At 70.9% G+C, this 5,523-nt stretch carries 3 protein-coding genes and 1 pseudogene; all 4 read right to left on the bottom strand.

The features are described from left to right. A pseudogene (locus NBX02_RS11015) lies at positions 1–448 on the bottom strand (hypothetical protein); the annotation flags it as partial. Between the two features lie 224 nt (positions 449–672). Further along, positions 673–1,290 (bottom strand): type I methionyl aminopeptidase, encoded by a 618-nt coding sequence (gene map, locus NBX02_RS11010; RefSeq protein ID WP_250281435.1) that lies wholly within the window; start codon positions 1,288–1,290, stop codon positions 673–675. A gap of 148 nt (positions 1,291–1,438) precedes the next feature. Beyond that, entirely contained in the window at positions 1,439–3,979 is a 2,541-nt protein-coding gene (locus tag NBX02_RS11005; protein ID WP_250281432.1) for an ABC transporter permease, read from the bottom strand. Between the two features lie 4 nt (positions 3,980–3,983). Next, the gene (locus NBX02_RS11000; protein WP_250281430.1) at positions 3,984–4,937 is read right to left on the bottom strand and encodes an ABC transporter ATP-binding protein; all 954 of its coding nucleotides are present in this window, start codon (positions 4,935–4,937) and stop codon (positions 3,984–3,986) included. Positions 4,938–5,523: the final 586 nt, after the last annotated feature.

Raw genomic sequence — 5,523 nt, 5'->3', positions numbered from 1 at the left:
TCTGCGGGTCCACGACCAGGGGGATGTCGTCGGGAGTGAAGACATACGGGCGCAAGGGCAGGCTGCTCGGCCGGCCCGCGGCGAGCAGGCGTTCGTACCAGCGGGCCACCGCCGGGTCGGGGCAGTAGGCCAACAGGGCGGTGTCGACGTCGAGCTCGGCCTCCAGCTGGGCCACGTACAGCTTCCAGGTGCGTTGTTTGACCGGGTCCCGGGCGCGTTGGACCTCGACCACGGCGGCCGCCAGCGGCCGGTCGGCCGGGTCGCAGAACAGGACCATGCCGTCGGCGTGGTAGGTGCGGGGGACCAGGACGCGGACGTCGGTGGCCTGGGTGCGGGCGTGGTGGTAGGCGGGTATCTCGACGTCGAACACGGTGGTCAGCAGCCAGCCGACCAGGTCCGGGTCCAGCCTGGTCAGGGCGACCGGGGATTCGTGCTCGGCACTGGGCATGGCCGCACCATATGCACCGGATACACACCGAATCTGCCAACAGGCAAAAAAGATCACAAAGATGCCACGGGTATTTCCGGCCTGCCCGTGCCGAGCGACGCCGCTTGGCACCTGAACCCATGGGATGTCTGAACCGCCGCCATACAACCCGTCATTCCGGACACCGTGTTTCACGTACTGAGGAAAGACCACTGTGAGGAGGGGGCGTTGAGGGAGGACCACCGTCAGGGGAGGGTGAGGATGCGGGGGCCGATCTCGGTGATGGCGACGGTGTGTTCGACGTGGGCGGCACGGGTGCCGTCGGTGGTGTGCAGCGCCCAGCCGTCCGGGGCGGTGCGGTAGCGGTCGCCGCCTCCGGCGGTGACCATCGGCTCGATCGCGAGGACGAGCCCTGGCTGTAGCCGCGGGCCCCGGCCGGAGCGGCCGTCGTTCGGGACGTGGGGGTCCTCGTGAATCTGCCGGCCGATGCCGTGCCCGCCGAAGCCGTCCGGGATACCCAGGCCCGCCGCCCGGCACACCCGCCCGATCGCGTGGGAGATGTCCCCGACGCGGGCGCCGACCCGGGCGGCGGCGATGCCCGCGACCAGGGCCCGCTCGGCCGTGGCGATCAGCCGCAGGTCGGCCGGGCACGGGATGCCCACGACGAAACTGACCGCGGCGTCGCCGGTCCAGCCGTCGAGCCGCGCGCCGCAGTCGATGCTGACCAGGTCACCGTCGCGCAGGCGGTAGCCGTCCGGTACACCGTGCACGATCACATCGTTGATCGACGTGCAGATCACCGCTGGGAACGGGGTCGGCGCGAAGGACGGCAGGTAGCGCCGTAGCCCTCGCCGCTGGGTCACGGGGGCCGGGAAAACGGCATGACGAGCGGCGCGACGGTTGCGCTGGGCGAACGGGTGCTCTGGTGGGGCCTCCCGAGCGTGTTCGGTGCATGTTCGGTGTTGGGAGGCCCCACCAAGGGCAGCCAGAGCAGGAGCGGTCAAACCGCCGTTAGGTGGTTGCGATTGCCCGGAGGATGTCCATCTTCGCGGCCCGGCGGGCCGGGAAGATGGCGGCGAGGATGCCGAGGAGACCACCGACGATCACGACGATGATGATCGTTGCTGTCGGGTAGGCGAAGGTGTCGATGCCCTGCTCCTTCAGCGCGATGGTCAGTGCCCAGCCGAGGAAGCTGCCGACCGCGACCCCGAGCAGCGCTCCGAACACCGCGATCACGACCGCCTCCAGCCGGACCATTCTGCGTAGCTGCCGTCTGCTCATGCCGACCGCGCGCAGCAGCCCGATCTCCCGGGTCCGCTCGATGACCGACAGGGCCAGCGTGTTGACGATCCCGAACAGGGCGATGACGACGGCCAGCGCGAGCAGCACGTAGATGAAGCCCAGCAGCTGGTCGACCTGTTTCTCCTGCTGCCGGATGAACTCGGACTGGTCCCGGACCTCCACGTTCGGATGGGGTTTGACCGCGGTGTCGATCTTCTGGCGTACCTGGGCGAGATCCGCGTCCTTCGCCGTTTTCACGAGCACGAAGAAGTCCAGGGTGTTGGTGGGGAAGCGCTGGCTGAACTCGTCGAGCGAGATCAGGTACTGCCCGGCCACCGGGCTTTTCTCGAACGTGCCAACCAGCCGCAGCGTCGTGGGCCCGTCCGGGAAGACCACCGGGACCTCCTGGCCGACGGTCAGTTTCTGGTCCTTGGCGGTGTCCTCGTCGATCAGGATCGAGCCCCTGCCCAGGGCCTGGAGATCGCCGGCGGTGGTTTTCAGTGCCAGCAGTTCCGGCAGCGCCGCCGGATCACCGGCGGTGACCTGTTTCTTCGCATCATTGATCTTCACCGTGTCGGACCGCAGCCCGGTGACGAGCTCGATGTCGGGGGTGTCCCGCAGCGAACCGGCGACGTCGGCGCTGAAGCCCTGCGCGAAACTGGTCGAGGTCAGGTAGAAGTCCGCGCCCAGGTTGTTGCGGACCGTGTTCGTCACCGACTGCTTGATGGACTGGCCGAGCACGGAGAAGGCGCTCACCAGCGCAAGACCGATCATCAGCGCGGACGCCGTGGAGGCGCTGCGGCGCGGGTTGCGCATGGCGTTCTCCCGCCCGAGCCGCCCGGTCGCGCCGAAGAGGGCCGGCAACGGGCTGCCGATGGCCCTGGTGACGGGCCGGGCCAGCAGCGGCGAGAGGGTGGCCACCCCGAGGAAGGCCAGCCCCGCCCCGACGCCGACGACGGCCGCCGCGCCCTTGCCGCTGGCCGTCGTCAGGCCCAGCACCAGCAGCGCGGCACCGATGAGCGCCAGCGCACCCCCCGCAACCCCCCGGATACGCAGCGAACGCGCGGGCAGCACGAAGGTCTCCCGCATCGCCGCCACCGGGGGTACCGACGCGGCCTTGCGCGCGGGGACGAACGCGGCGACGGCCGTGACGAGGATCCCGACGGCGTAGGCGACGATGATCGTCCGTGGCTGGAAGACCAGGCCCCCTTCGGGGAGGGAGACCCCGATCGCGGCGGTCGCGGCCCGCAGCAGCACCGCCAGCCCCGCGCCGAGCAGCAGCCCCAGGGTGGCTCCGACGAACCCGACGACCCCCGCTTCCAGCTGGACCGCGAGCTGCACCTGCCGCCGGCTGGCGCCCAGCGCCCGCAGCAGGGCCAGTTCCCGCACCCGTTGGGCCACCAGCATCGTGAAGGTGTTGAAGATGATGAAGGCGCCGACGAAGACCGCGATGCCCGCGAAGACGAGCAGGAACGTCGAGAAGCCGCCGATGGCCTGCTGGACGGTGTTGGCGTTCTCGTCCGTCAGCTGCTTGCCGGTGATCGCCTCGATGCCGGCGGGCAGCACCCGGGCGATCCGGTCGCGAAGCTCGTTCTGGGAGAGGCCGTCGGCGGCGGCGACGCTGATCGAGGAGAACTCGCCCGGGGCGAGCAGCACGCGCTGCGCGGTGGCGGTGTCGAACGCGGTCACCGCGGCACCGCCGAGACTGTCCTGCCCGGCGATCCGGAACGTCCCGACCAGGGTGTAGGGGGTCGGCCCACCGTTGGTGAGGACGGTCACCTGTTCCCCGAGCCGCAGGTCGGCATCGTCCGCGGTGGCCTTGTCCACGACGATCTCCGCCCCGCGCGGCGCGCGGCCGCTGGCGAGCTCCACCGCGGAGGTCTGGCTGCCACCGTCCCAGCTGGTGCCGAGCGAGGGCCCACCGCCGGTGTCGACGGCCTTGCCGGTACGAGGGTTGACCAGGACCGCCGTGCCGTCGACGCCACCGAAGGCCTCGCGCACGCCGTCGACGCCCCGGACGGTGTCCAGCACGGAGGCGGGCAGGGGCTGTCTGCTGCTGGTCCCGGAGGTGTTGTCCACCGCGTTGGTCGACCGGACCGAGACGGCCACGTTCTGGTAGATGTTGGCGAACAGCCCGTCGAAGGTCCGGTTCAGCGTGTCGGTGAGAACCAGCGTGCCGGTGACGAAGCTGACGCCGGCCACGACCGCCAGTGCGGACAGCACCAGCCGGATCTTGCGGGCCAGCAGGCTCTTGAGGGTCGCGCGCAGCATCGTGTCAGGCCCTGCCCGCGGATCCGTGGCCCTGTTCCCGGGCCGCCTCGTGCCACTCGTCCGGGCTCTGCCGGGGCTGCGGCCGCTGGCCCTCCGGCGACGCGCCGCCGGCGGCGGACGCCTCCTGCTGGAGATCGTCGAGATGCTTCATGCGCTCGAGGACGCTCTGCGCGGTCGGGTTCGGGATCGAGCCGACGAGCCGCCCGTCCGCGAGGAAGACGACCTCGTCGGAGAAGGACGCCGCGGTGGGGTCGTGGGTGACCATGACGACGGTCTGGTCGAACTCGCGCACCGACCGCTGGAGGAACGCCAGCACCTCCGCGCCCGACCTGGAGTCGAGGTTGCCGGTGGGCTCGTCGGCGAACACGATGTCCGGTCGGGTGACCAGTGCGCGGGCGCAGGCGACCCGCTGCTGCTGCCCGCCGGAGAGCTCCGCGGGACGGTGGCTCAGCCGGGGGGCGAGCCCGACGGCGTCGACCACCGCGCGCAGCCACTGCTGGTCGGGCTTACGCCCGGCGATGCTGAGGGGAAGGGTGATGTTCTCCGCGGCGGTCAGCGTCGGCAGGAGGTTGAACTGCTGGAACACGAACCCGATGCGGTCCCGCCGCAGCTGGGTGAGCTGCTTGTCCGACAGCCTGGACAGGTCCACGTCGCCGACGTAGACCCGGCCGCTGGTCACCGTGTCGAGACCGGCCAGGCAGTGCATCAGGGTCGACTTCCCCGACCCGGACGGCCCCATGATCGCGGTGAAGCGGCCGCGAGGGAAGGACACGTCGATGTTCCGCAGGGCGGTGACCGCGGTCTGCCCCGATCCGTAGATCTTGACCAGGTCCTCGGCGCGGGCGGCGGCCGCGGCGCCGGCCACCCCGCCGGCGGCACCGGCAGGATCCGGGGGCCCCGGGGACGCGACCGGCTCGGCCTGGGGATCGGCGCCGGAGATCCGGCCCGCTCGGCTCATGGAAGAAGCTCCTTTCACACAACGTGCCGATCACAACATATCGATCACAGCCTGCCGGTCGGGCAACCCACCGGCACCGCCGGCCCGGACGTCCGGCAAATGCGGCATCCCGCTGATCGTTCCGCCGGTCGGAACCGATCGGCGCCGTCCGCCGGGGAACCCTCGTCGAAGCGATGACCGGCCCCGCGGCGAGGCCGCATTCATCGGATCGGATCCGCCCGGCTCCCGGTACTGTCCCACCCTCGTCCGAGGATCGCCCGTGACTTTTTCGGTGTCGTCCTCGCCTTTCCAACGTTGTCCGGCCCGGCGGCGATCCGAATAGCCGCCGAAATCCGGATGTACGGCGACCGACAATCTATGAACGCATACCGCCATGAACGCATATCGTGCCGGGCTGCCGTCAACCGGCTGTCAGCCATCTGTCGGACCGGGGCCTGTGTCCGGCCGCGGTGCGTCCGTTGCCCGCCGCGCTGTCGACACCACTGGCTCCACTGGCGCTGCTGGCGCTGCTGGCTCCAGCCCCGCGGCCGGCTCCGGCTGGCCGGCCGCCGCGGCGGCGTCCGGGGCCGGACGGTCGGCGGCGGGC

Origin of the sequence: Protofrankia sp. CiP1_Cm_nod1, assembly GCF_920888515.1 — a bacterium.
Classification (GTDB): domain Bacteria; phylum Actinomycetota; class Actinomycetes; order Frankiales; family Frankiaceae; genus Protofrankia.
This window is presented reverse-complemented; position numbering and strand designations above follow the sequence as displayed.